Raw genomic sequence first — 25,343 nt, 5'->3', positions numbered from 1 at the left:
GGCGACGACCGCGCCGCTGGTTCCTGTCGCAGGCGTCCTCTACTGTCCGCGAACGTGAGCGCAGTCCAGACGTACCGGTATCTCGGATCCTCCGCCCTCGGCCAGGGCGGACTCGCCCTGCAGACCAGCGGCGGCCCCACCCCGAACCCCCGCTTCTTCACCGGGTTCCTCACCACCCCGCAGGCCGCAGCCGTCGGCCTACTGGCCGTCGCCGAGGTGGCCCGGACCCGCTACCACCGGCCGGTCAGCCCGGCCAGCCTCGACCCCGTCGTCACCGGCAGCCGCGACCGGCTCCGGTTCGAATCCTTCTCCGGCTGCTGCGGCGTCTACGCCCGCCTCGACACCCTGCCCGCCGGCATCGACGGCGACGTGGTCGAGCACGGCACCACCAACGTCGACGTCAACAACCCACTCCGGGAGGCACTGGCCCGCGTCGGCGGCCTCGACCCCCTGCACCTGTCCGTCGGCCCCGACGACCTGACCGTCTCCACCATGGACGGCCCGGTCGTGGAAAAGAAGGTCCCCCTCCCGGTGCGCTGGCTACGCGGCTTCGCCGAGGTCCAGATCCTGGCCGCCGCGTTCGAACCCCGAGCCGAGATCCCCGCCACCGAGGCCGCGACGTTCCTGCGCCGACTGCCCACCACCAGCGACCGGTCCGTGCTCTGGGCGGTGCCGGCCGGAAAGTCGCTGCGACTGACCTCCCGGCCCGTCCCCGGCGCCGTCTGCCTCGCCGGAGCGAGCCGCCTGACCGCCCTGCGCGGCATGCTCCGCTTCGCCCAGACCCTGCGGGTGTACGGACCGACCGTCGCCGCCGGCTCAGCACCCGTACCGAGCACCTGGGAACTCGACACCGGCGCGCTGCGACTCTCCCTCACCCTCTCACCCGAGCCGTACCGCGGATTCTCCGGCGAAGGCGCCGCACTCACCGCACTCGCCGGCGACGACGTGGTCGACGACGCCAACCTCGTCACCGCCGTACTCTCCTGGGACCCCACCATCGACGTGGACCGGCTGGCGAGCGACACCGGCATCGACCCGGCCCGGGTCCGCGCCGCACTCGCCCAGCTCGGCACCGCCGGCCGCGTCGGATACGACGTCTCCGAGGCCGCATACTTCCACCGCGTCATGCCCTACGACGCGGGCCGCGCCGAACGCGACAACCCCCGCCTGGTCGGCGCCCGCGCACTCCTCGACACCGGAGCCGTCGAACTCGACGGAACGACCGCCACGATCCGCAGCGGCGACCAGGTCTACCGGGCCCGCCAACTGCCCGACGGCAACCTCACCTGCACCTGCCCCTGGTGGGCCAAGCACCGCGGTCAACGGGGGCCGTGCCGGCACGCCCTGGCCACCCGGATGCTGACCGTCGAGCGGGCCGAGGAGCGGGTGTGAGCCGGGCGCAGCAGACACTGCTGATGAAGAGCACCCTACGGCGCCGTCGGGAACTGGCCGCCGGCGGCACCAGTGACCTGCTCGACCTCGTCCAGAGCGGCCTCGCCAACCAGGTCGCGGCGGCCCTGGCCGAGCTGCCCGAGCAGCGCCGCCGGGAAATCGGCGGCGACCTGACGACCTGGTTCAAGCAGCGGCAACAAGCCACCTGGTGGACCGCCGGCTCCAGCACCGCCCTGGCAGCCGCCGTGGTCGGCTGCCTACCCACCGCCGCACAGGCCGCGACGATCCTCACCCGCAACACGATCAACCCCTACGGTGAACGCGCCGCCACCCTGGTGTCACAGGTCGCCGAGGAACGCGGCATCACCTGGCTCGGCGACCTGGCCCACCGGCTGGCCGCGAAAGCCAACCAGCAGACCTGGGTCGAGCGCTGGCGGTTCCTCGCCGCACTGCTGCGTGTCACGGAAACCGCGCCACCAACCAACGACCGGTTCGTCGAGCTGTGGCTGAACTCGGTGGAACAGCCGGACCGACGCGCCAACCAGTCGACACCCCTGATCGAGCGGCTACGCGCCGACCCGTTCCTCACCGCCATGCTGCCCCGACTGTTCGAGGTGGACGGCCTCGGCTCCCGGATGATGTTCGACGAGGTCACCACGACCGGGGACGAACGACAACGGCACGTCCTGCCGACCGCGCTGGCCCGGCTCGCCACCGAGGGCTCCATCGACCGCAAGACCCTGATCGACGGTGCGATCGGCCGACTGCTGCGCGGCGACCGGGCGGTGGCCCTGCGCGCCTTCACCATCCTGCTCACCGAGCTCGAACCCACCACCGCCGAGGTCGCCACCCGCGCCACCGACTACCTCCGCCTGCTCACCGACGCACCAGCCCCGACCGCCACCATGGCGCAGAAGGCACTACGACAACTACCCGACCTCGAAATCGACGCCGTTCTCGACACCTCCCGGGACGTGCTGCTACGACCAGACAAAACACTCGTGAAGGCCCAGCTCAGCTGGCTCGACCGGCTGGCCCGCCAACACCGCGACCGCGCCACCCAGATCGCCGAAGTCATCGCCGTCGCCGCCGAACACCCCGCCGTCGAGCTGCGCGACCGCGCCAACACCCTGGCCACCCGCCACGGACACGACCCCACGGCAACCGGCACCGGCCGGGCGTTCGCCCGACCACGCGCCGACGACCTGCCCCCACCCGCACCACCCGCACCGGCACCCACCCCCATCACCGACGTCGACGAACTCGCCGAAGAGGTCGCCGCCCTGCTCGGCACCCAGTCACAGGGCGCACCCCTGGACCGCATCCTCGACGGACTCGTCCGGCTCACCACGACCGACAGCACCCGGGTGCACACCGCCCTCACCCCCGTCATCGAACGCCGACACTGGTCCTGGGGCAACGAACACCGCTACGACCCCCTCTGCCTCTGCGAGGTGGTCGTCGACGTGCTCACCACCGCCGCAGCCACCGACCAGCAGGCCCGACGACGCAGCCGGTGGGAGGCACTGCTCGCCGCCGTACGCCGCACCGACCGGACGACACCGCAGCCGGAACTGATCGCCACCAACCCCCGGATGCCCGCACCACACCGGCTACTGCGGGCCCGCCTCCTCGAGATCGGCGCCCACGCCAACGAACCCGGACACCCCGGCCTGCTCGCCACCCCCACCTCGGCCAACGGCCTGCTCGACCCGCTCACCCTGCTGGAACGGCTCGCGGCGCTCGGCGACCGCACACCCTGGCACTGGGACCTCACCCAGGCACTGCTGCGGCTACCCGCCGACACCGACGAGGCAGTCGCCGGCAAAGCCACGGCACTGGGCACACCGGCGGGGGAGCGGCTCGCCACCTGGCTTCGCACCGGCGGACTGCCACAACCCGTCATGCGCGCCACCACCGTCACCCGGCGGTCCCGCAAGGGCAGCTACGACTGGGAACACGACCAACTGCCACCCAGGCGCATTCTCGTCGAGCTGCGCCCACCCGACGGACACGACGACCGGTACGGCCTGCTGACCGCCGATCCGGCACCCCTCGGGGGCGACGAACACTCCGGTTGGGCACACCTCTGGCCGTCGATCCTGCCCGGGCACCGAGGCGTGATCGCCGCGTACACCCTGCCCATCGTGGCCGCCACCGCGGACATGGACCAGCGCGACGGCACCGCCGTGCTGCCACTGCTCGCCGAGAGCAGCGGCCCCGGCGGCGTGGCCCTCGACCTCGCACTGGCCTACGGCCTCGGGGCACGCCACGGCGCCGACCGGGTCGCCACCCTCGACGCCCTGCTCGGGCTCGCCGGAGCCGGACAACTCGACGCCACCGGGACAGGCGAGCAACTCGGCCGGCTGATCGCCGGACAACTGGTGAAGCTGACCAGGGCACTCGAACCACTACGCGACGCCGCCCTGGCCGGAGCGCCGCTGACCGTGTGGCGGCTGACCGCCGCCGCACTGCCGGCGATACTCGCCACGCCCACACCCCCGCGCGGCCTGCCCGACCTGCTGAGCCTGGCGGCGGAGACGGCCAGCACGACCGGCACCCGGATCGAGGTGCCCGGTCTGGACGAGCTCGCCGCCCGGGGCGGGACCAGCCGCCTCGGCACCGAGGCCCGACGCCTGCGCCACGCACTCGACACGGCCTGAACACCACGCCGGGTGGGGGAGACCGGGCTCCCGCACCCGGCGGAAGCATCAGGCACGCCCGCACGCATGAGCAACGCCGCCGGGTGCCCCCGGCGCGACGTACGATTCCGCATGTGACCAGCAGACCCGCCTCGGAACAGCACCTGCGTGACCTCGCGCGGCTGCGCCGCGTCCGCGACCGGATCGACCGGGAGTACGCGCAGCCGCTGGACGTCGAGGCGCTCGCCCGCAGCGCGCACATGTCGGCCGGACACCTCAGCCGTCAGTTCCGGGCCGCCTACGGTGAGTCGCCGTACAGCTACCTGATGACCCGGCGCATCGAACGGGCAATGGCCCTGCTGCGCCGTGGCGACCTCAGCGTCACCGAAATCTGCTTCACGGTCGGCTGCTCGTCACTGGGCACCTTCAGCACCCGCTTCACCGAACTGGTCGGCGTACCGCCCAGCGTCTACCGGCGCCAAGAGACGCGTGCGACCGTGGGAATGCCGTCCTGCGTGGCGAAACAGGTCACCAGACCGATCAGGAATCAAGAAGCGCCGGCGCCCGCGCCGCACCTAGCGTGACTGCCATGAACATCACCATTCACTCCAGCTTCCTCCCGCACAACGACCCGGACGCCTCCCTGGCCTTCTACCGCGACACCCTCGGCTTCGAGGTCCGCAACGACGTCGGATACGAGGGGATGCGCTGGATCACGGTCGGCCCCGCCGACCAGCCCGACACCGCCATCGTCCTGCACCCGCCGGCCGCCATCCCCGGCCTCACCGACGACGAGCGCCGCACCATCTCCGAACTGATGGCCAAGGGCAGCTTCTTCGGCGTCAACCTGGCCACCGCCGACCTCGATGACACCTTCGCGAAGCTGGAGGCCAGCAGCGCCGAGGTGGTCCAGGAGCCGACCGAGCAGCCGTACGGGGTCCGCGACTGCGCCTTCCGCGACCCGGCGGGCAACATGATCCGCCTTCAGGAGCTGCGCTCATCCGTCCGCTGACCGCAGCCCACCGCACAGATGCCTCCGGTCGTGGCACCGCGCCCGGTGCCACGACCGCGCCGACGAACCAGAAACGCTCGACGCCGGTGAGACCGAGCCAGGCGACGCCGACACCAGATCGCGAAGCGGCCCGACAGATGGAGACAGGATGAGCACGGCCACGAGAACCGACACGCAGCCGCCCGCACCGCACGTCGCCGACAGCCACGACCTGATCCGCGTGCAGGGCGCCCGCGGCAACAACCTCAAGAACGTCAGCGTCGAACTTCCGAAACGCCGCCTGACCGTGTTCACCGGCGTGTCCGGCTCCGGCAAGAGCTCGCTGGTGTTCGGCACCATCGCCGCCGAGTCGCAACGGATGATCAACGAGACCTACAGCGCCTTCCTCCAGGGCTTCATGCCGACACTGGCACGACCGGACGTCGACCTGCTCGACGGGCTGACGACCGCGATCATCGTCGACCAGGAACGGATGGGCGCCAACGCCCGGTCCACCGTCGGAACCGTCACCGACGCCAACGCGATGCTGCGCATCCTCTTCAGCCGACTCGGGCAGCCCCACGTCGGCTCGCCCCAGGCGTACTCCTTCAACGTCGCCTCGGCCCATGGTGCCGGAGCTGTCACCGTCGAACGCGGGTCCCAGAAGGCCGTACGACAGAGCTTCTCCGTCATCGGCGGGATGTGTCCGCGCTGCGAGGGCATGGGCCGGGTCACCGACTTCGACCTCGCCGCGCTGTACGACGACAGCAAGTCGCTCAACCAGGGCGCCCTCACGATTCCGGGCTACAGCGTCGACGGCTGGTACGGCCGCATCTTCAGCGGTTGCGGGTTCTTCGACGCGGACAAGCCGATCCGCGACTTCACCAAGAAGGAACTCCACGACCTGCTCCACAAGGAGCCGACCAAGATCAAGGTCGACAACGTCAACCTCACGTACGAGGGCCTGATCCCGAGAATCCAGAAGTCCTTCCTGACCAAGGACAGGGAGGCGATGCAGCCACACATCCGGGCGTTCGTGGATCGGGCCGTGACCTTCACGACCTGCCCGGACTGCGCAGGCACCCGACTCAGCGAGGCGGCCCGATCCTCCAAGATCAAGGACACCAGCATCGCCGACGCCTGCGCGATGCAGATCAGTGACCTCGCCGTCTGGGTCCGGGCCCTGCACGAACCCTCGGTCGCACCGCTGCTGACGGCGCTGGGGGAGACCCTGGACTCGTTCGTCGAAATCGGGCTGGGCTACCTCAGCCTCGACCGGCCGTCGGGCACCCTCTCGGGCGGCGAGGCCCAACGCACCAAGATGATCCGCCACCTCGGATCCTCGCTCACCGACGTCACCTACGTCTTCGACGAACCCACCATCGGCCTGCACCCGCACGACATCCAGCGAATGAACGAACTGCTGCTGCGGCTGCGCGACAAGGGCAACACCGTACTGGTCGTGGAACACAAGCCGGAGACGATCGCCATCGCCGACCACGTCGTCGACCTCGGCCCCGGCGCCGGCACGGCGGGCGGCACCATCTGCTTCGAGGGCACCGTCGAGGGGCTACGAACCAGCGGCACCCTCACCGGCCGACACCTCGACGACCGGGCCACCCTCAAGAAGACGGTCCGAAAGCCCACCGGCACGCTGGAGATCCGCGGCGCGACGGCGCACAACCTGCGCGACGTCGACGTCGACGTCCCGCTCGGGGTGCTCGTCGTCGTCACCGGCGTCGCCGGCTCCGGCAAGAGCTCACTCGTGCACGGGTCGATCCCCGCCGGAGCGGACGTGGTGTCGATCGACCAGGGCGCCATCCGCGGCTCGCGACGCAGCAACCCGGCGACGTACACCGGACTGCTCGACCCGATCCGCAAGGCGTTCGCGAAGGCCAACGGCGTCAAGCCGGCCCTGTTCAGCGCCAACTCCGAGGGCGCCTGCCCCACCTGCAACGGCGCCGGCGTCATCTACACCGACCTGGGGATGATGGCCGGCATCGCCACCACCTGCGAGGAGTGCGAAGGAAAGCGGTTCCAGGCAGCGGTACTGGAATACCACCTCGGTGGCCGCGACATCAGCGAGGTGCTCGCGATGTCGGTGACCGCCGCCGAGGAGTTCTTCGGCACCGGCGAGGCGCGGACCCCGGCGGCCCACACGATCCTGCGGCGCCTCGCCGACGTCGGGCTCGGCTACCTCTCGCTCGGGCAGCCGCTCACCACGCTGTCCGGCGGCGAGCGGCAACGCCTCAAGCTCGCCACCCACCTCGGCGAGAAGGGGGGCACCTACATCCTCGACGAACCGACCACCGGCCTGCACCTCGCCGACGTCGAGCAGCTGCTCGGCCTGCTCGACCGGCTCGTCGACTCCGGCAAGTCGGTCATCGTCGTCGAGCACCACCAGGCAGTCATGGCGCACGCGGACTGGATCATCGACCTCGGTCCCGGCGCCGGCCACGACGGTGGCCGGATCGTCTTCGAGGGCACACCCGCCGAGCTCGTCGCCGCCCGCCGCACCCTCACCGGCGAGCATCTCGCGGCCTACGTCGGCGCCTGACCGGGAGGCCTTCGCGCACGCCCGTGAGAAGGGGTTCCTGGCCCGACCCGCCAGATTCGATAATGCACATTATGTCAAGTAAGCAGGATCGGGCCCTCCCTCGGCCTCGTCGGGCGGCAGGTCGGCGAGGCGCCGCAAATGCTCCTCCACCAGCGCGACCCGGACTCGTACCGGCGCGGCCGGGAGGACGATCAGCTCGTGGCCGTGCGCCCGGTAGACCTGCTCGTGCACGTCGGCGAACGCCAGCGAGTCCCGGTAGCTGATCCGACGGGCGGCGGTGGGCGTCACGAAGCCCAGCGGCTGGACCATGAACACCTGCCGCTGGTAGGCGCCCTCCCGGAGCACGCGCTCGATCTCGTCGTTGAGCACGCGCCCCGGCGGGCGGCCCAGATACCGCGCGAGGGCCAGCGTGCACAGGGGCGACCGGTCGTGGATCTGCACGGACCCGGGCGGCCCGGGCACCTCCCGGCGCTCCCGTTGGAGCCGCGCCACCGTGTCGACGAAGGCCGCCGCGCACCATGGTTCGGTGACGCCGCGTGCCTGCTCCGCCGCGATGACGTCGGTTGCCGCCTCGCTGACGACCAGCCATCCCCGACGGTGCAGCGCGTCGGCGAGCGTCGTCTTGCCCGCCCCGGGCGCGCCGGTCAGTACGTACCGCCGCATGCTCTCCCCCTCTCCCACCGTTGCCGACTAACCCGAAAATCATGCATAATATCCCTTATGCATGACAAACAGGACGAATCGGTACAATGGCTGATCGAGGAGTTCCTGACGGCCCGCGCCACCCGCAAGCCCTCCCCCCACACCCTGGAGGCGTACCGGCGGGACCTGCGTGCCGTCGCCGCGCTGGCCGCCGAGGAAGCCACCCCTCCCCTCCCCCTCGACGCGCTGCCCCTCGCCGCCCTCACTCCCCGCGTCATGCGCGCGGCGTTCGCCCGGTTCGCCACTCCCCGTGCCGCCGCCTCGGTACACCGCGCCTGGTCCACCTGGAACAGTTTCTTCTCCTTCCTGGTCGCCGACGGGATCGTCGCCGGCAACCCGATGCCGGCGGTCGGTCGTCCCCGGGCGCCTCTCCCTGCGCCCAAGCCGCTGCGGGGCGCGGACACCCCCGAGCAGTTGCTCGCCTCGGTGGCCCGGCAGGAGGGCCGGCAGCGTGACCCGTGGCCGGAGCGCGACCTGGCGGTGCTGGCGTTGGCGCTCTGCGCGGGGTTGCGGCTGTCCGAGTTGCTGGCGCTGCGGGTGGGTTCGTTGACCGGTCGTCCGGGCGAACGGCGGGTCGACGTGGCCGGCAAGGGCGGCCGGCCACGGGTGGTGCCGATCGAGCCGGATCTGGACCGGGTGCTGGTGGGCTACCTGGACAGCCGGGTGCGCCGGTTCGGGTCGCGGACGGTGCGGCCGGACGCGCCGCTGCTGGTGGATCGTCAGGGTGAGCCGCTGCGCCGGGGTGGGCTGCAGTACCTGGTGGAGTCATGCTACCGGCGGGCGGGCATCAACGACCGGGTGCCGCGCGGGGCGCGCCTGCACGCGTTGCGGCACACCTTCGCGACGCGGTTGGCGGAGGACGGGGCGAGCGCGGCGGAGATCATGCGGTTGCTGGGGCACGCGTCGTTGGCGTCGTCGCAGGCGTACATCGAGGTGACGGCCGGGCAGCAGCGCGACGCGGTCCGCTCCAACCGCACCAATCGGGCGTTGGCGGGGTTGTTGCCGGCGGAGCCGGGCGTACGGCCGTGAGGGCGGGTGCTGCTTTTCTGCACCGTCACGTCTCCGCTGTGTGGTGGCGGCGGCGATCGAAGACAGTTCTTTGCGGCAACCCGCCTTGGAGGCCGTCAGCTCAGGTGTTGAGTGCGTGCCCGGTCGTTGCGTCCACGTGGTCCGGGATCTCGTCGTGGCGATCGCCCACGGTCGGTGTCCCGGCGGGCTCGAACAGAAGGATTGCGGCGCCGCACGGAGCATGAGGTCTGTGCTCGGTGCCTCGGGGGACGGTGAAGACCGCACCCTGTGGGAGCAGGACCGTGCGCTCCCCTGCGGGCTCGCGTAAGGAGATGTGTAGTTCTCCGTCGAGTACCAGGAAGAACTCGTCGGTGTTGTCGTGGACGTGCCAGATGTGTTCGCCCTCGACCTTGGCGATGCGGACGTCGTAGTCGTTCACCCGCGTGACGATGCGAGGGCTCCACAGGGCGTCGAAGGATGCCAGAGCCTTGCTGAGGAGGATCGGTTCGTTACTCATGGGGCTCATCCTTCGCCATCTCGTACGCTCGGCGTGAGCGCTAGGAACTACGCATGATGAAAAAATCCTCGCGGGCTGCTCACCGGGCGGCGTACACCGGGGCGTCGTGATCGTGGACGAGAGCCCGAACGCGCCTTCTTCCTTGATGACGCGGATCGTGCAGGAGTCGTTGACGAATGTGCGTGGCAGCCTGCCGGCCGGACGTGGTGGTGATGGATGTGCGGATGCCGGAGTCGGGTGCCTGTCCCCCCGGTGCGGCGAGCTGGGTCGTTCGCCGCACCGGGGGCCGCGGTGTTTTACCGGGCGTCGGGCCGTTGTGCGGGAGCGGGGTGGCCGGTGGTGCGGCGGGCGGCGTCGAGGGCGTTGCGGAAGAGCATGGCGACGGTGGTGGGGCCGACGCCGCCGACGCGGGGGGTGATGGCGCCGGCGACCTCGGCGCAGCTTTCGTCGACGTCGGGCAGGAGGCGTCGGCCTTCGTAGCGGACGCCGCCGCCGATGACGACGGCGCCGGGGCGGACGTGTTCGGGTCGGATGATGCCGGGGACGCCGGCGGCGGCGATGAGGATGTCGGCGCGGCGGGTGTGGGTGGCCCAGTCGGGTACGCCGGTGTGTACGACGGTGACGGCGGCGTTGGCGGTGGGGCGTTTCTGGGTGAGTAGCAGGGCGAGGGGGCGGCCGAGGGTGGCGCCGCGGCCGAGGATGACGACGTCGTGGCCGGCGACGGGGATGTCGTGGAAGGCGAGCAGGGCTTCGATGCCGGCGGGTGTGCAGGGCAGGGGTCCGGGCAGGCCGAGGGCGAGGCGTCCCATGTTGAGGGGGTGCATGCCGTCGACGTCGAGGTCGGGGTCCATGGTCTGCAGGGCGCGGTCGTAGTCGAGGTGTGCGGGGATGGGGTGCTGGATGAGCAGGCCGTGCACGTCGGGTGCGGTGTTGAAGTCGGCGATGGCGTGGTGCAGGTCTGCCTGGGTGGCGGTGGCGGGCAGGTGCACGTGGGGTGAGGTGAAGCCGAGTTCGGTGGCCTGGCGTTGTTTGATGCGGATGTAGCCGGCGCTGGCGTCGTCGTCGCCGACGAGGATGGTGGCGAGGCCGGGGGTGGTGCCGGCGGCGCGCAGGGCGGTGACACCGGCGGCGACGTCGGTGAGGATGCGTTCGGCGACGGGTGCGCCGGGCAGGAGTCGGGCGGTGGGCATGGTGCTCCTTCGCCGGCGGGGCCCAGGCGGTCGACCTCCGCGCGTGGAGCTCCCCGATGGTTTGGTGCCCATCCTCTGGCCGCCAGTCGCGTCTGGTGTCAGCTTGCCACAGCGGTTCGGGTGGGGTGTGCCCCGGTGCGGTTGTGGGTCGGCGGGGTGACCGTGGTGCGGGACCTGTGTCGGGGCGTTGACTGTGGGTGTCCCGTTCGTCACCGGTTCGGGCTACCCTGTCGGCCTGGTTCGTGTCGGGCGGTCGTTGCGGTGTCGCGAGTGGAGGCCATGGTGCCGGTGCAGGGAGGCGGGGATGGTGTGGTGTCGGGTCCGCGGTTGGGGGTGGAGGAGGAGTTTCTGCTGGTCGATCCGGTGAGTCGGGGTGTGGTGCCGGGTGCGGGGGCGGTGGTGGATCGGGCGGCGGCGCGGTTGGGTTCGCGGGTGTCGGGTGAGATCACGTCCCTGCACGTGGAGACGAAGACGGATCCGACGTCGTCGGTGCGGGGGGTGTTGGAGCAGTTGGTGGAGGCTCGTCGGGTGGTGGCCGAGTGTGCGGCGGTCGACGGGTTGCGGATCGTGGCCACGGGCACGCCGGTGCTGCCGGGGGCGACGGCGCCGCCGGTGACGCGGGGGCCTCGGCAGGAGCGGGGTACGGCGACGTTCCGGGGGTTGCACGACGAGTTGGCGATCTGCGCGTTGCACGTGCATGTGGAGGTGCCGGACCGGGAGCGGGCGTTGCTGGTCAGCAACCATCTGCGGGCTTATCTGCCGTTGTTGATCGCGGTGACGGCGAACTCGCCGTACTGGGAGGGGCGGGATTCGGGTTACGCGAGTTGGCGGTCGATGGTGTGGCCGCGGTGGCCGGTGGCGGGGCCGCCGCCGCGGTTCACGTCGGTGGCGCACTACGAGCGGGTCGTGGAGATGTTGTCGGCGGCGGGGGCGATCGTGGATCCGGGGACGCTGTTCTGGGACATCCGGCCGTCGGTGGTGTATCCGACGTTGGAGGTGCGGGTGGCGGACGTGCCGGTGTCGGCGTGGGAGTCGGCGTTGGTGGCGGCGTTGGTGCGGGCGTTGGTGGTGCGTGGGTTGGAGGCGGTGGACCGGGGTGATCATGGTCCGGAGCTTGCCGGTGAGTGGTTGCGGGCGGCGTACTGGCGGGCGGCGCGCGACGGTCTGGAGGGTGCGCTGTTGGAGGTTGGTACGGGTCGGTTGCGTCCGGCGCGGGAGGTGTTGGGCGAGGTGGTGGACTGGTTGGCGCCGGTGTTGCGGGCGGGTGGGGACGAGGAGTTGGTGCGGGGCTGGTTGGAGCGGTTGTTGGCGGGGGGTTGTGGTGCGGTGCGGCAGCGGGAGGCGGCGGGTCGTCGGGGTCGGCTCGCGGACGTGGTGGATTTTCTGGTCGCGCGGACGGGGGTGGATGAGCGGCAGCCGGCGTAGGTGTGTCGTGGCCGGGCCCCCTCCCCTGGTGACGGTGTGCGGGTGTGGGGTTGGCCGGGCATGTGGGTTGGCGGGGTTGGTCCGGCACGCCCGGTCGGGGTCAGCGGTCGCGGTGCAGTTCCCGGGCGAAGTACTCGCGTAGGGGTTCGATGTGGCGGTCGGGGCGGCGCCATTCGGCGAGCAGGTCTTCGAGCAGGTGTAGTTCGTTGACGAGGGTGTCGCCGTGGTAGCGGCGGATGACGGGGTGGATGAAGGCGCTTTCCGCGGCCCGGTCGGGTTGGGGGTGGCGTTCGATGGCGAACACGTCGCCGTAGTCGTCGCGGCCCCAGCGCAGGCTGACGGTGTAGTAGTGCGGGTGGTCGCGGAAGCGGGCCCGGACGTGGTCCTCGGGCAGGTCGGTGTAGTGGTGTAGGTGTCCGTCGGGGTCGACGACGAGGGCGTCGCAGAGGAATTCGAACTGGGTCCACAGTGCGGAGCTCCAGTTGACCCGGTCGAGGACGAGGGTGGTGACGGTGTCGGCGTCGCGGTCGATGTGGGCGTGTGGCAGTGGGATGCCCTCGTAGCGTTCGAGGAGCAGGGCGGTGAGGGTGCGCAGGTTGTACCGGAAGCCGTCGATGAACGCGGAGGAGGCTTTTTTGAAGTCGCGGTCCTGGGCGAGGGTGCCGGCGAAGTAGAGGCCGTCGATGTTGGTGGACTGCCAGTCGCCGGTGGTGGTGGGTAGCCGGCCGCTGGGCACCATGTCGGGTTGGCAGGTGGGGCCGAACGGGGTGGTGTCCATGGCGAAGCCGGTGCAGCGCAGGACGGATTCGTATTCCATGACGGCGGTTTCGTTGTCGGCGTGGGTGTAGGTGAGGTGCACCTGGTAGCGGTTGCCGAGGGGGCGGATCTCGTCGATGACGCAGTCGAGGACGGAGTGGAGGGTCTTGAACTGGTAACTGTCGAGGACGGCGCCGTGGTGGCCGCGGACGTCTCCGGGGTGTTTGGTGTTCCAGGCCAGGCGCAGCGGTCGGGGGCTGGCGAGGTGGATCATGGCGGCGTGGCCGAGGATGGCCGAGGCGGTTTCGAACGCGGAGTTGCCCTTGCCGAGGATGAGTACGCGTTGGCCGGTGTATGCGGCGGGGTCGGTGTGCATGTCCTCGTAGCCGGTGGCGTGTTCGATGCCGGGGATGGCGGGGATGTTCGGCGGGCCCCAGCCGGTGGCGACGATGACGCAGCGGCAGTGCAGGGTGCGGCCGGGGGTGTGTACGAGGAAGCCGTCGTCGAGTCGTTCGATCTGTTCGACGGTGGTGTCGAAGCGTACGGCGAGTTGGTGGTGGCGCTGGAATTCGGCGAGGTAGCGCACCATGTCGTCGGCGTGCGGGAAGTATTCGCTGCTGTACTTGGCGAAGGGCAGGTCGGCGGGTTCGTGTAGCAGGGAGTTCCAGTCCCAGCGCAGCCGGATCTCGGGGTCGGTGCTGGTGGTGTGGACTTTGTTGAGGGAGATGAGCCGGCGGTGCCGGGGGAAGTGGCGGAAGAACTCGGCGGGCGCGGCGGCGCGTTCGAGGGTGATGTAGTCGCAGCCGGCCTGCTGGAGGTAGTAGCTGAGTTGGAGGCCGGCTGGTCCGGCTCCGATGATCACGTATCGGCGTTGTTCGGTGGTGGTGTCGTGGTGGCTTGTCGCGCCTGGGGTGGGTGCCGTCACGCCAGAGACCTTCGCCGATGCCGTGGGTCGTGTCAACGCGGGGTGGGGTGAGCGTCACGCGACCGATGGCGAGGGGGTGTCCACTCCGCTGCTGGTCAGCCGAGGTCAACCAGGAGGGGGCGGTGGTCGGAGATGGCGGACAGGGGTGTGTGTACGGCGGTGACGGGTGGCAGCTGGTCGAGGCCGTGGCGGTCGGCGAGGATGTGGTCGAGTTGGACGCGGGGTTGCCCCGCCGGGTAGGTGGGGCGGCGGCCGAGGGGGCGCCAGCCGGTGAGGAGCCGGGCGGCGCCGGCGGGCAGGTTGAGGTCGCCGAGGAGGATGCGTGGGGCGGGCAGGGTGCGTAGGGCGCGGACGCTCTGGCGGAGTTGGTGGGCGTTCCAGCCGGGGACGAAGGACAGGTGGGTGGCGGCGACGGTGAGTCGGCCGTGGGGGGTGTCGAGGACGGCGGCGAGCAGGACGCGGGGTTCGTCGTGTAGGAGGATGAGTCCGCCGCCGGGGCCGGGGACGTAGACGGGTGAGCGTACGGGGGCGGGGCGTAGTCGGGTGACCTGCCAGGTGTGGACGCGGTGGCGGGTGACGAGGCCGACGCCGTAGCAGGGTTCGCCGTGTCCGTCGTCGTCGTGGGTCAGGGGGCGGAACTGTTCGCCGGGGGTGCCGACGACAGCGGCGGCGAAGCGGTGTTCGCTGGCGTCGAGGGCGCGGGCGGCGATGGCGGTGAGGTCTAGTTTGCCGCTGCGGCTCTGGTCGCGGTCGACCTCTTGGAGGGCGAGGACGTCGGCGTCGAGTGCGGTGACGGCGGCGGTGAGCCGGTCGGGGTCGACGAGTCCGTCGGTGAGGGATCGGCCGTGCAGCAGGTTGAAGGTGGCCAGGCGCACGCTTTGCACCCTACGTGGCGGTGGGAGGGTTACCCGGTGTTGAAGGTGTTGTTCTGCTCGGTGCTGTTGTTCGTGGCGTTGGGGGCGGTGGGTGTGTGGCTGCGGCGGGTTCGGGGTCGGTGAGCATGTGATGTGGTGGTGCTGGTCGGCGCTGGTGAGGCTGGCCACAGGTGGGGTCGTGGGGCGGGTGCCGGTGGGAAGAATGACGGCCCGTGGATGTGGATCCTTTGTCGCTGACCACCCTGCTCGCCGTGGCCGCCATGGCCGGTTGGATCGACGCGGTGGTGGGTGGTGGTGGCCTGTTGCTGTTGCCGGTGTTGATGGTGGCGGTGCCGGGGATGCCGGTGGTGTCGGCGTTGGCCACGAACAAGCTGACGGCGATCGCGGGTACGACGACGGCGGCGGTGACGTACGCGCGGTCCACGAAGATCGACTGGGCGGTGGCGGGGCCGTCGGCGGTGTTGGCGATGTGTTGTGCGGGGGTGGGTGCGGCGCTGGCGGGGGCGGTGCCTGCGTCGGCGTACCGGCCGGTGGTGTTGGTGGTGCTGGTGGGTGTGGCGGCGTTCGTGGTGCTGCGTCCGCGGTTGGGGGTGGTGTCGCTGCCGCATCGGCGGACCCGGGTGCGGGTGGGTGTGGCGGTGCTGGTGGCCGGGGTGGGTATCGCGTTGTACGACGGGCTGGTGGGTCCGGGGACGGGGACGTTTCTGGTGGTGGCGTTCACGGCGCTGGTGGGTGCGGACTTCGTGCATGGTTCGGCGATGGCGAAGGTCGTGAACGTGGGCACGAATCTGGGCGCGTTGGTGGTGTTCGCGGCGACCGGGCACGTGTGGTGGCTGCTCGGGGCGGCGATGGCGGTGTGCAACATCGCCGGGGCCGCGTTGGGGGCGCGGATGGCGTTGCGGCGTGGTTCGGGTTTTGTGCGGGTCGTGTTGTTGGTCGTGGTGGTGGCGTTGGTCGGCAGGTTGGGCTTCGACCAGTGGGTGGCGGCCTGAGGGGTCGCCACCCACTGGTCGGGTTGTTGGTGGGTGGGGCGTCTCAGGCGTGCCGGACGACGTCGGTGTAGTCGAGGCGGGGCAGGCGCGGGAACCAGGCGTTCTCGCCGGGGCGGCCGATGTTGACCACGAGCAGGGTCTTCCAGGTGCTGTCGGCGAAGAACTCGCGGTCGATGCCGGCGGCGTCGAAGCCGGCCATGGGGCCGGCGGCCAGACCGGCGGCGCGGACGGCGAGCAGGAAGTAGCCGATCTGCAGGGCGGCGTTGAAGCGGGCCATGCCCTCGCGTGCTTCGGGGTTGCCGGCGAGGTCGTCGCGCATCTGGGGTCGGATGGGGAACACCTGCGGGATGAACTCGTGGAAGTCGGTGTCGGCGGCGAGCACGGCGACCATGGGGGCGCTGCCGGTCTTGGCCCGGTTGCCTTCGCTCATGTGGGCGGTCAGGCGGGTGCGGGCTTCGCCGGGGTGGACGTAGACGATGCGTAGCGGCTGGGTGTTGGCTGCGGTGGGCGGGTACTTGGCGAGTTCGTAGATCGCCTGGAGTTGCTCGTCGGTGACCGGTTCGTCGGTGAAGGTGTTGGCGGTGCGGGCGTCGGTGAACAGCAGCGCCTGTGCCTCGGGGTCGAGGTTGATCAGGGGCGAGTGGATGTCGGTCATCGGGGCGTCTCCATGAAGTCGGCTAACGTGCTTCGGCTACAGTAGCAGCTAGCTTTTTAGTAGCTCGTTGCTCACGGGGTGTTCCCCGTATCCTGAGGACATGACGGTCAGGCCGGAGGCAGACGCCACGCCCCGTACGTGTGACGGGGGCATTGCTCGGGCCTTCGCGTTCCTCGGCAAGCGGTGGAACGGCATGCTCCTGAGCACTCTCGCCGACGGGCCGGCCGGGTTCGCCGAGCTGACCCGCGCCCTGCCCGGGATCAGCGAGTCGGTGCTCTCCGACCGGCTGGGCGAGCTCGTCCGGCTCGGTCTGGTCAGCCGGACGGTCCGGCAGGGTCCCCCGGTGGGGGTGAGCTACGAGCTCACCGGGCCGGGCGCCGCACTGCTGCCGGTCCTCGACGCGCTGGGCCGGTGGGCGCACGAGAACCTCCCCGCCGGGCCGGAGACCATCGGGCCGCGGGGCTGCTGAGGACCACCATCGCCCGGGGACGGGCCCGGCCGGGTGTGTGATCATCATCGGATGCCGGTACGCGCCGAACACGACCGGGCCGTCCTCGCCGCGCTGCTCGGGCGGGACCCGGTGCTGCACGCGTACCAGTTGGGTGACCTGGACGACTTCTTCTGGCCGTACACCTCCTGGTTCCGTCGTGACGAGGAGGTGGCGTTGCTGTACCACGGCGCCGACCCGCCCACCCTGCTGGCGTTCGCTCCCCCGTCCCGGGTGAGCCGGCTGGCGGCGCTGCTGCGGGAGTTGGCGCCGGTGCTGCCGGTGCGCCTGTGGGCGCACCTGTCCCCCGGGCTGGAGCCGGCCCTGACCGGGGCGTTCCGGATGGACGAGGCCGGCCCGCACCACCGGATGGCGCTGACCGACCCGCAGCGGCTGGCCGCGCTGGCCCCCGCCGGGACGGTCCTGGACGCGGGCGACCTGCCGGCGCTGCGCCGGCTGTACGACGTCGCCTACCCGGGCAACTGGTTCGACCCCCGGATGCTGGACACCGGCCAGTACGTGGGCGTCCGCGACGGCGGAGAGCTGGTGGCGGTCGCCGGGGTGCACGTGTTCTCGCCGGCGTACCGGGTGGCGGCGCTGGGCAACGTCACCACCCATCCCCGGCTGCGTGGGCAGGGACTGGCCGGCGCGGTGGTGGCCGCGCTGTGCCGGCGGCTGCGCGAGCAGGTCGCGCACGTCACGCTCAACGTGAAGGCGGACAATGCGGCGGCGTTGCGGCTCTACGGGCGGCTGGGCTTCACCCGGGTGGCCGACTACGGCGAGTACGCGCTGAGCGCCCACCCACGGTGACAACGTCCCCTCCGCCGCCACCCGGGCGCAGGACGAGGCCGTGCCTGCCATTGGGCGGCCAGGATGACCCGCACGTGAGCCGGGCGGGTGCGCGCCTCAGCCGTGGCGGCTGGGTGAGTCGAAGCGGCCGGCGCGGATCTCCCGCAGCGCCTTGCGGCGGGTGTCCCCGCGCAGGGTGTCGACGTAGAGGCGCCCGGCCAGGTGGTCGGTCTCGTGTTGCAGGGCCCGGGCGAGGAATCCGCTGCCGGAGATGGTCAGCGGCTCGCCGTGCTGGTCGAAGCCGTGGGCGGTGGCGTGCAGGGCGCGCGGGGTCGGGAAGTAGAGGCCGGGGATGGACAGGCAGCCCTCGTCGTCGTCCTGGAGTTCCTCCGACACCTGAAGCGTCGGGTTGACGAGGTGGCCGCGGTGGCCGCCGGCGTCGTAGACGAACACCTGGGCGTTGACGCCGATCTGGGGGGCGGCGACACCGGCGCGACCGGGTGCGCCGAGCAGGGTGTCCATCAGGTCGGTGACCAGGGCGCGCAGTTCGTCGTCGAAGCTGGTGACGGGTTCGCTGGGGGTGCGCAGCACGGGGTCACCGATGATCCTGATGGGGCGCATGGTCATGCCGGCAAGGTTATCGGTCGCCGGTCGTGGTCGTGGCGTCCGGGCGGCCGGCGATGAGCACCTCGATGCCGTCGAGGATGCGGGCCAGGCCGAAGTCGAACGCGCCGTGGGGGTCGGTGGCGGCCTGGTGCTCCTGGCCGGCTGCGGTGCCGACGCGGGCCGCGAGGGGGTAGCGGCGCGGGTCGAGGGCCTTCTCCAGGTAGGGGGCGTGGGCCTGCCACCACTGCTGCTCGGTCATGCCGGTGTGCGCGGCGGCCTGGGCGGCCTCCACGGCGCTGCGTACGGCGCCGTGGACGTACCCGGAGATGAGGGTGACGACGGCGTCCATCTCCAGGTCGGTCAGGCCGATGCCGTCGACGGCGCGCAGTTCGTACTCGTAGCGGGCGATGACGTGGGGGCCCAGCGGGGGGCGGTTGGTGGCGACCTGCAGCAGCCAGGGGTGGCGCAGGTAGAGCGCCCAGGTCTCGCGGGCGATGTGGGTGAGCCGGCCGCGCCAGCCGCCGGGCACGTCGTCGGGGCGGGCGGTCTCGCCGTAGACGGTGTCGAGCATGACGTCGAGCAGTTCGCCCTTGCCGGGGACATAGGTGTAGAGGGACATGGTGCCGACGCCGAGGCGTTCGGCGACCCGGCGCATGGACAGCGCGGCGAGGCCCTCGGCGTCGGCCACGTCGATGGCGGCGCGCACGATCCGGTCCACGGACAGGTCGGGTCGACCTTTGCGGCTGGTGCGTTCGCGGGTGCGCCAGAGCAGGGCGAGGCTGCGCGCGGGGTCGCCGGTGCCGCTGTACTCGGTCGTCATCCGGGCACTCTACCGTGCGCCGTACCGTATGCTGTACGGTACGGCGTACGAAACGGACGGGCGGGGGGGCGGATGCACGACGACGGACCGGCCATCGAGGCCGATGGACTACGCAAGCGCTACGGCGACACCGAGGCCCTCGCCGGCCTCGATCTGACGGTGCCCGCCGGCACCGTCTGCGGCCTGCTCGGCCCGAACGGGGCGGGTAAGACGACCGCCGTGCGGGTGCTGACGGCCCTGCTGCGGCCCGACGCCGGCACGGCTCGGGTGGCCGGAGCCGACGTGCTGCGCCACCCCGAGCGGGTCCGCGCCCGCATCGGACTGGTCGGCCAGCACGCCGCGCTCGACGAGGTGCTCAGCGGCCGGCAGAACCTCATCCTGTTCGGCCGGCTGCACCACCTCGGCGGCGCGCGGGCCCGCGCCCGGGCCGCCGAACTGCTCGCCCGCTTCGACCTGACCGACGCCGCCGAGAGGCCCGTCGGCACGTACTCCGGTGGGATGCGCCGCCGACTCGACCTCGCGGCGAGCCTGATCCTCGACCCGCCGGTGCTCTTCCTCGACGAGCCCACCACCGGCCTCGACCCGCGTGCCCGCGCGCAGGTGTGGGAGGCGGTACGGCGGCTCGTCACCGACGGCACCACCGTGCTGCTGACCACGCAGTACCTGGAGGAGGCCGACCAGCTCGCCCACACCATCCGGGTCGTCGACGCCGGCCGGGTGATCGCCGACGGCACCCCCGAGCAGCTGAAGACCGCGCTCGGCGGCGACCGCGTCGACGTCGTGCTGACCCGCACCGACGATCTTGACCGGGCCGTACGCGTCGTCGGCGCCGCCGTCGCCGCGACCCCGTCCGTCGACACCGCGGGCCTGCGCCTCAGCGTTCCCGTCACCGGGCGGGTCGCCGCGCTGGCCGCCGTGCTGCGGGCGCTGGACGACACCGGCCTCACCGCCGCCGACGTCGCGGTACGCCGCCCCACCCTCGACGAGGTGTTCCTGCGGCTCACTGGCGACGACTCCCCCACCAGAGAGAAGGTGAGCCGATGAGCGCGACCACCGTCCACCCGTGGCCGCACCGCCTGCGCTGGGCCGTCGCCGACGGTGCCACCCTCACCGGCCGGGCCCTGGCGCACTGGGCCCGGCAACCCGCGCAGTTCGTCGTCGGGCTGCTCTTCCCGGTGCTGATGGTGCTGATGTTCGGCTACCTGTTCGGCGGCGCGATGAGCGTGCCCGGCGGCGGCGACTACCGGGAGTTCCTGCTGCCCGGCATGTTCGCCATGACGGTCGTCTTCGGCATCGAGTCGACGTACGCGGCCGTGGCCACCGACACCGCGCGCGGTGTCACCGACCGGTTCCGGTCCCTGCCGATGACGCCGTCGGCGGTGCTCACCGGCCGGGCCGCCGCGGACCTGCTGAACTGCGCCGCCGGTCTGGCCGTCATGTTCGCCTGCGGCGTCGCCGTCGGCTGGCAGTGGCGGGCCGGGGCACCGGCGGCGCTGGCCGCGATCGGGCTGCTCCTGCTGCTGCGCTTCGCGCTGATCTGGGTCGGCATCCACCTGGCGTTGATGCTGCGCAAACCCGAGTCGGTGGTGGTGCTGCAGATCCTGGTCTGGCCGCTCGGGTTCACCTCCAACGCGTTCGTCTCCCCCGACACCATGCCCGGCTGGCTCGCCGTGATCGCCGAGTGGAACCCGTTGTCGGCGACCGTCGCGGCCTGCCGGGAACTGTTCGGCAATCCCGGCTGGGGCGGCGAGTCGTTCGCCGCGCAGCACGCCGTCACACTCGCCGTGGCCTGGCCGCTGCTGCTGATCGCCGTGTTCCTGCCCCTGGCGGTGCGCCGCTACCGGCGTCTCGACCAGTGAGTCGTCGGGCCCCCGCCCCCGCCCCCGTCGCGGCGCAGCCCGACGCCCGCGAACCTGACCGCCGACCCGCACCCGGAAGGACACCCGTGACGATCGGCTCCCACGCCGTCACGTTCACCCCGGCCGACCCGCCCCGCGCCGGGGTGCTGCTCGTCTGGTCCCCCGACGGCGACGCCCCACCCGGCGGGCCCGGCGACCCCGTGAAGGTGACCCTGGCGACGCCGCCGCACGGCCAGCCGGCGTCGGTGCCCGCGCGGCGGGTGAGCGTGGCCACCGGCGTACCGCTGCTGCTGGCCGGGCCGGCCACCGACCCGGCGGCGGCGTTCTGGGCCGCGGCGGCCCGCGAGGCCCTGCACCTGGCCGCCCGCGGCCTGCTGCTGCCCGCGGTCACCCCCACCGGGCACGACACCTGGCGGGTCGGGCCGCTCACCGTCGACGACGAGGCCCGGCAGGCGCGGCTCGCCGCCGCGATGCCCGCCACCGCACGCGCCACGCCGGTGCCCGGGCGCACCCCGGCCTGGCTGCCCGACCCGGCGCGGCTGCTGCGTGACTTCCTCGACGCGGTCGCCGACACCCTGCCCCGCGACGACGCGGCCACCTGCGCCTGGTCGGCGCTACCGCCCACCCCGGTCGGACGGCTACGCGACTGGGCTGCCCGGGTCGCCGCCGACGCCGACGCGGCGGTACGGCTGTCGCTGCGCCTGGAACACCGCGACACCCCCGACGCGCCGTGGCTGCTGGTGGCGCAGGTGCACCGCCGCACCACGCCGGGACTGCTCACCGACACCGCCGCGCTGTGGCGGGCCACCGCCCCCGGGTTCCCGCCCGGGTCCCGTGACGCCGCGCTGCTGGCCCTGCGGCACGCCGTACGGGTGTGGCCGCCCCTGGCCGGGCTGCTGGAGGCGGCGGTACCCGACGCGTTGACGCTGGCCGACACGCAGGTCGTCGACCTGGCCACCGGCGCGGCGACCCGGCTCGCCGCCGAGGGTGTCGACGTGCACTGGCCGGCCGGACTCGACCGGGACCTCACCACCTCGGCGGTGCTGCGCGCCCCGGCCCGCGCGGGCGGGGGCGGCCTGCTCGCCGAGCCGGGCGACCTGACGCTGCACTGGCGGCTCAGCCTGCACGGCACCCCGCTCACCCCCGCCGAGCTGGCCCTGCTCGCCGACGCGCACCGGCCCGTGGTGCGGCTGCGCGAGCGGTGGGTGCTGGTGCCCCCGGAGTTGGCCCGCCGCGCCCGCGAGCCGCGAGCCGGGTCGCTGGCCGCGATGCCCGCCCTGCGCGCCGCGCTGACCGGCGCGACGCACGTCGACGGCGAACGCGTCGACGTGCGCACCGAGGGCTGGCTGGCCGACACCGCCCGACGGCTCACCGACAGCGACGGCATGCCCCCGGTGCCCGTACCGGCCGGGCTGGCCGCGACGCTGCGTGACTACCAGCGGCACGGGCTGCGTTGGCTGGCCGGGCTGACCGCCCTCGGCCTCGGCGGCTGCCTCGCCGACGACATGGGGCTGGGTAAGACCGTCACGCTGATCGCCCTGCATCTGCACCGTCAGGCCGACCCCGCCACCGCCGGCGAAACCCTGGTGCTGTGTCCGGCGTCGCTGCTCGGCAACTGGGAACGGGAGATCCGGCGCTTCGCGCCCGGCGCCCCCGTACGCCGCTTCCACGGCCCCGGGCGCAGCCTCGACGGGCTCGACGGCGGGTTCGTGCTCACCACCTGGGCCACCCTGCGCCGCGACGCCGCCCGGCTCGCCGCCCGACGGTGGCCGCTGCTCGTCGCCGACGAGGCCCAGCACGTCAAGAACGCGCACTCGGAGACCGCGACGGCACTGCGCGCGATCCCCGCCGCCGCCCGGGTCGCCCTGACCGGCACCCCCGTGGAGAACGACCTCACCGACCTGTGGGCGATCCTGGACTGGACCACCCCCGGGCTGCTCGGCACCCTCACCGAATTCCGGGCCCGCTGGGTGGGGCCGGTGCAGACCGACCGTGACCCCGACGCGGGCCGGGACCTCGCCCGGCTGGTCGGGCCGTTCCTGCTGCGCCGACGCAAGAGCGACCCCGGCATCGCCCCCGAACTGCCCGCCAAGACCGAGACCGACCAGCCGGTCGCGCTCACCGCCGAACAGGCCGCCCTCTACCAGGCCTGCGTCGCCGAACTGCTCGACACGATCGCCGACACCGACGGCTTCGCCCGGCACGGCCTGGTGGTCAAGCTGCTCACCGCGCTCAAGCAGATCTGCAACCACCCCGCCCACTACCTGCGGGAGACCGCGCCGCGGCTGGCCGGGCGCTCCGGCAAGCTGGACCTGCTCGACGAACTGCTCGACACGATCATCCCCGGCGGCGGCGCCGTGCTGGTCTTCACCCAGTATGTGGCGATGGCCCGGCTGCTGCACCGGCACCTGACCGACCGGGGTGTCGGCGCGCTGCTGCTGCACGGTGGGCTGCCCGTCGCCGCCCGCGACGATCTGGTCCGCCGTTTCGACGCCGGCGAGGCCCCCGTGTTCCTGCTGTCGCTGCGGGCCGCCGGCACCGGCCTGAACCTCACCCGCGCCGACCACGTCGTGCACTACGACCGGTGGTGGAACCCGGCGGTGGAGGACCAGGCCACCGACCGGGCGTACCGGATCGGGCAGACCCGGCCGGTGCAGGTGCACCGGCTCATCGCCGAGGGCACCGTCGAGGACCGCGTCGCCGCGCTGCTCGCCGGCAAGCGGGAACTCGCCGAGGCGGTCCTCGACGCCGGGGCGGCGGCGCTGACCGCGCTCGACGACACCGAACTGGCCGATCTGGTGACCCTCGGAGGCGATCGATGACCCCGCGCGGCTTCCCCGCCTTTCCGCCCGGCCGGGCCCGCCGGCCCCGCACCTGGTGGGGCATCGCGTGGAATCGGGCGTGGGAGGCCGACGCCCTGGACGCCGGGCCGCTGCGCGCCGGCCGCCGGCTGGCCGCCGCCGGGCACGTCGGTGCGATCACCGTCAGTCCCGGCCGGCTCGCTGCGGCCGTGCACGACGGCGACACCGAGCAGGCGTACGCCACCCGGGTGCGTGTCACCGCGCTGGACGCCGACGACTGGGACCGGTTGACCGGCGAGGTGGCCGCCCGCGCCGGGCACCAGGCTGCGCTGCTGGCCGGACAACTTCCCCGCGACCTGGCCGACGTGGCCGGGGTGCGGCTGCTGCCGGGGCTGGGCGAGGTCACCCCGGAGTGCGACTGCCCGCAGTGGGACCACCCGTGTCGGCACGCCGCCGCGCTGTGCCACCAGGTGTCCTGGCTGCTGGACACCGACCCGGCCCTGCTGCTGCTGATCCGGGGCCGCGACGTCCACACACTCGTGCCCGACGTCGCCGCCGCACCCGGCGGTGACGTGCCGCCACCGGCGGCCGACACCACCGGGACGGGCACGGCCGCCGCCGAGGCGTACACCCGGGCGGTGCCGGCACTGCCGCCCGGGCCGGGGCCGGTGCTGGACGCGCCCACGTTGCCGCTGCTGCCGTCCGGCCCGGACGTGGACGTCGAGGCGGTGCGGTCGGCCGTGGCGGTGGCGGCCGGTCGTGCGGCGGCGCTGCTGGCCGGGCGGTGAGGCCCCGCAACTGAGGTGCCGGTGCCGACCAGCCCTCACCGGTGCGGTGCGACCTGAGGCTGCCCGGGGCTCGGAGAAGACGGCAGTCCCGCGTCGGCGATGCGCTGGCGTACCGACCGCCTGCCCACCGCGGCGAGCACCTCGTGCAGCAGGTCGGCCAGCGGCACGGGCAACTCCGCATCCAGCTCGCGCATCGCGGCGGTCGTCGCCGCCCACTCCGCCTCGATCAGCGGCAGCAGCTCGCGAGCCCGGTCGCTCAGGTGCACGATGCGTTGCCGGGCGTCCGCCCCGGGGGTCAGCTCGACCAGGCCGGCGCGGGCCATCTGCGCGACGGTCTGGCTGGCCGCCGAGTGGGTGACCCCGACCCGGCGGGCCAGGTCACGGATGGGCAGCGGCCCGTCGGCGACCAGCACCCGCAGCGGCGGCGAGAACCGGGGCCGGTAGTCGGCCAGGCCCCGCTCGGCGTAGACCGCGGCGACGTCGCCGTCGAGCACGTCGAGGACGTGCCGCAGCAGCGTCCCGAGGGCCTCCCGTTCCGGTGCGTTCGTCACCCCACTAATGTAACA

The 25,343-nt window shown here is 72.4% G+C and carries 23 protein-coding genes; 14 read left to right on the top strand and 9 right to left on the bottom strand.

What is annotated here, in order from left to right:
• The first annotated feature begins 54 nt into the window (after positions 1-54).
• From GA0070608_RS25000 to GA0070608_RS24980, 5 genes are all read left to right on the top strand, one after another.
• A complete protein-coding gene (locus GA0070608_RS25000) occupies positions 55-1,392 on the top strand; it encodes a DprA-like winged helix domain-containing protein (protein ID WP_091630914.1) in 1,338 nt (445 codons plus the stop codon).
• Positions 1,389-4,055, top strand: coding sequence for a DUF6493 family protein (locus tag GA0070608_RS24995; protein ID WP_245715933.1), 2,667 nt, complete (start codon positions 1,389-1,391; stop codon positions 4,053-4,055). Before GA0070608_RS25000 ends, GA0070608_RS24995 begins: the two co-directional genes overlap by 4 nt.
• 113 nt (positions 4,056-4,168) lie before the next feature.
• A complete protein-coding gene (locus tag GA0070608_RS24990) occupies positions 4,169-4,618 on the top strand; it encodes a helix-turn-helix transcriptional regulator (protein ID WP_091630913.1) in 450 nt (149 codons plus the stop codon).
• Positions 4,619-4,623: 5 nt separating this feature from the next.
• Entirely contained in the window at positions 4,624-5,046 is a 423-nt protein-coding gene (locus GA0070608_RS24985) for a VOC family protein (RefSeq protein ID WP_091630912.1), read from the top strand.
• 148 nt (positions 5,047-5,194) lie between these two features.
• A complete protein-coding gene (locus GA0070608_RS24980; protein ID WP_091630911.1) occupies positions 5,195-7,582 on the top strand; it encodes an ATP-binding cassette domain-containing protein in 2,388 nt (795 codons plus the stop codon).
• 69 nt (positions 7,583-7,651) lie between these two features.
• Here the strand turns inward: GA0070608_RS24980 and GA0070608_RS24975 are convergent, their stop codons facing one another.
• Positions 7,652-8,245, bottom strand: coding sequence for an AAA family ATPase (locus GA0070608_RS24975; RefSeq protein ID WP_091630910.1), 594 nt, complete (start codon positions 8,243-8,245; stop codon positions 7,652-7,654).
• A gap of 57 nt (positions 8,246-8,302) precedes the next feature.
• Between GA0070608_RS24975 and GA0070608_RS24970 the strand changes: the two genes are divergently transcribed.
• Positions 8,303-9,313, top strand: a complete 1,011-nt coding sequence (locus GA0070608_RS24970) for a tyrosine-type recombinase/integrase (protein ID WP_091630909.1) — start codon at positions 8,303-8,305, stop codon at positions 9,311-9,313.
• Between the two features lie 100 nt (positions 9,314-9,413).
• Here the strand turns inward: GA0070608_RS24970 and GA0070608_RS24965 are convergent, their stop codons facing one another.
• Both GA0070608_RS24965 and GA0070608_RS24960 read right to left on the bottom strand, forming a co-directional pair.
• Positions 9,414-9,809: a cupin domain-containing protein gene (locus GA0070608_RS24965; protein ID WP_091630908.1), complete on the bottom strand. Its 396-nt coding sequence runs from the start codon at positions 9,807-9,809 to the stop codon at positions 9,414-9,416.
• Between the two features lie 296 nt (positions 9,810-10,105).
• Positions 10,106-10,999: a bifunctional 5,10-methylenetetrahydrofolate dehydrogenase/5,10-methenyltetrahydrofolate cyclohydrolase gene (locus GA0070608_RS24960; protein WP_091630907.1), complete on the bottom strand. Its 894-nt coding sequence runs from the start codon at positions 10,997-10,999 to the stop codon at positions 10,106-10,108.
• 312 nt (positions 11,000-11,311) lie between these two features.
• Between GA0070608_RS24960 and GA0070608_RS24955 the strand changes: the two genes are divergently transcribed.
• Positions 11,312-12,424 (top strand): carboxylate-amine ligase, encoded by a 1,113-nt coding sequence (locus GA0070608_RS24955; RefSeq protein WP_245715932.1) that lies wholly within the window; start codon positions 11,312-11,314, stop codon positions 12,422-12,424.
• A gap of 100 nt (positions 12,425-12,524) precedes the next feature.
• On the opposite strand, the gene GA0070608_RS24950 is transcribed toward GA0070608_RS24955, so the two are convergent.
• Together GA0070608_RS24950 and GA0070608_RS24945 are read right to left on the bottom strand one after the other, a co-directional pair.
• Entirely contained in the window at positions 12,525-14,105 is a 1,581-nt protein-coding gene (locus GA0070608_RS24950) for an NAD(P)-binding domain-containing protein (protein WP_091630906.1), read from the bottom strand.
• 95 nt (positions 14,106-14,200) lie between these two features.
• Positions 14,201-14,980: an endonuclease/exonuclease/phosphatase family protein gene (locus GA0070608_RS24945; RefSeq protein ID WP_091630905.1), complete on the bottom strand. Its 780-nt coding sequence runs from the start codon at positions 14,978-14,980 to the stop codon at positions 14,201-14,203.
• A gap of 218 nt (positions 14,981-15,198) precedes the next feature.
• Here GA0070608_RS24945 and GA0070608_RS24940 point away from each other — a divergent pair, with 218 nt between their 5' ends.
• A complete protein-coding gene (locus GA0070608_RS24940; protein ID WP_411970847.1) occupies positions 15,199-15,972 on the top strand; it encodes a TSUP family transporter in 774 nt (257 codons plus the stop codon).
• Positions 15,973-16,015: 43 nt separating this feature from the next.
• Here the strand turns inward: GA0070608_RS24940 and GA0070608_RS24935 are convergent, their stop codons facing one another.
• Positions 16,016-16,627 carry a malonic semialdehyde reductase gene (locus GA0070608_RS24935; protein WP_091630904.1) on the bottom strand — a complete coding sequence of 204 codons (612 nt, stop codon included), beginning with the start codon at positions 16,625-16,627 and terminating at the stop codon, positions 16,016-16,018.
• A 100-nt stretch (positions 16,628-16,727) separates the two neighbouring features.
• Between GA0070608_RS24935 and GA0070608_RS24930 the strand changes: the two genes are divergently transcribed.
• Positions 16,728-17,096, top strand: coding sequence for a winged helix-turn-helix transcriptional regulator (locus tag GA0070608_RS24930; RefSeq protein WP_091630903.1), 369 nt, complete (start codon positions 16,728-16,730; stop codon positions 17,094-17,096).
• Positions 17,097-17,147: 51 nt separating this feature from the next.
• A complete protein-coding gene (locus tag GA0070608_RS24925; protein WP_091630902.1) occupies positions 17,148-17,924 on the top strand; it encodes a GNAT family N-acetyltransferase in 777 nt (258 codons plus the stop codon).
• Between the two features lie 96 nt (positions 17,925-18,020).
• Here the strand turns inward: GA0070608_RS24925 and def are convergent, their stop codons facing one another.
• Together def and GA0070608_RS24915 are read right to left on the bottom strand one after the other, a co-directional pair.
• A complete protein-coding gene (gene def, locus GA0070608_RS24920) occupies positions 18,021-18,530 on the bottom strand; it encodes a peptide deformylase (RefSeq protein WP_091630901.1) in 510 nt (169 codons plus the stop codon).
• Between the two features lie 10 nt (positions 18,531-18,540).
• Positions 18,541-19,329, bottom strand: coding sequence for a TetR/AcrR family transcriptional regulator (locus GA0070608_RS24915; protein ID WP_091630900.1), 789 nt, complete (start codon positions 19,327-19,329; stop codon positions 18,541-18,543).
• A gap of 72 nt (positions 19,330-19,401) precedes the next feature.
• On the opposite strand from GA0070608_RS24915, the gene GA0070608_RS24910 reads away from it, so the two are divergent.
• From GA0070608_RS24910 to GA0070608_RS24895, 4 genes are all read left to right on the top strand, one after another.
• Complete coding sequence (locus GA0070608_RS24910) at positions 19,402-20,373, top strand: ATP-binding cassette domain-containing protein (protein ID WP_091630899.1); 972 nt, start codon at positions 19,402-19,404, stop codon at positions 20,371-20,373.
• Positions 20,370-21,188 carry an ABC transporter permease gene (locus tag GA0070608_RS24905; RefSeq protein WP_091630898.1) on the top strand — a complete coding sequence of 273 codons (819 nt, stop codon included), beginning with the start codon at positions 20,370-20,372 and terminating at the stop codon, positions 21,186-21,188. The genes GA0070608_RS24910 and GA0070608_RS24905 overlap by 4 nt, the downstream gene beginning before the upstream one ends.
• Positions 21,189-21,274: 86 nt before the next feature.
• On the top strand, positions 21,275-24,010 hold the full coding sequence (locus GA0070608_RS24900; protein ID WP_091630897.1) for a DEAD/DEAH box helicase: 2,736 nt from the start codon (positions 21,275-21,277) through the stop codon (positions 24,008-24,010).
• The gene (locus GA0070608_RS24895; protein WP_091630896.1) at positions 24,007-24,777 is read left to right on the top strand and encodes an SWIM zinc finger family protein; all 771 of its coding nucleotides are present in this window, start codon (positions 24,007-24,009) and stop codon (positions 24,775-24,777) included. The genes GA0070608_RS24900 and GA0070608_RS24895 overlap by 4 nt, the downstream gene beginning before the upstream one ends.
• A 35-nt stretch (positions 24,778-24,812) precedes the next feature.
• On the opposite strand, the gene GA0070608_RS24890 is transcribed toward GA0070608_RS24895, so the two are convergent.
• Entirely contained in the window at positions 24,813-25,328 is a 516-nt protein-coding gene (locus tag GA0070608_RS24890) for a MarR family winged helix-turn-helix transcriptional regulator (RefSeq protein ID WP_091630895.1), read from the bottom strand.
• Between the last annotated feature and the right edge of the window lie 15 nt (positions 25,329-25,343).

The sequence above is a fragment of the Micromonospora peucetia genome, from assembly GCF_900091625.1.
GTDB lineage: Bacteria > Actinomycetota > Actinomycetes > Mycobacteriales > Micromonosporaceae > Micromonospora > Micromonospora peucetia.
Note: the sequence above shows the minus strand (reverse complement) of the source record. Positions and strands in the feature narration are given on the sequence as shown.